This window comes from Vibrio sp. 2130-1, assembly GCF_033339515.1.
In genome coordinates, this window is the sequence record NZ_JAWOUT010000683.1 from 1 (window position 1) to 528 (window position 528).

The following is a 528-nucleotide window of genomic DNA, read 5'->3' on the forward strand; positions in this document are numbered from 1 at the left end:
CAGTTTCGTGCTGTTAGCCGTCGTATTTATCGCATCTGCGATTTTCACTTATCGTAATATAAACATAGTTGAACAGCATGCATCATCATTATTGAGTTCCGATTTGCCGACTGTTGATACCAGTCGTGGAATCCAGCAATCGGTTCAAGCTTCGTTGTCTTCAATCCGAGCGTACATGTTATTGGGAAGTAATGAAGCCGAAGGTTTGCGTTTGAGTCAGGAAGTGCAAAGTATCATGGCATCAACGGACGATGCGTTGCCAACCTTACAAGCTCTGATTTCGGAGTCAGATTTCCAGTCGATTCATCAGCAATGGGAAGCGATGAAAGTGTCACTTTCTCTGCTTATTGAGTTGAGCCACAGCGCGGAAAATCTGCCCGCGCATAATCTGTTTATTAACGAAGCTGCCCCCATTGCTGAAGTCGCGCTCGACCAAATTCAAAGCCTAATTAATGAAGAGTCAGGCAATGAAATGGGCGGTGAGCGTAAGCGCTTATTTAAAGTCTACGCAGACAGTTACACTTCTCT

1 protein-coding gene is annotated in these 528 nt (G+C 44.9%); it reads left to right on the forward strand.

Annotation, left to right across the window (positions count from 1 at the left end; genetic code table 11):
• Window positions 1-528 (forward strand): MCP four helix bundle domain-containing protein (locus R7Q09_RS28130; RefSeq protein WP_318144207.1); only part of this gene is annotated, 528 nt, incomplete at both ends.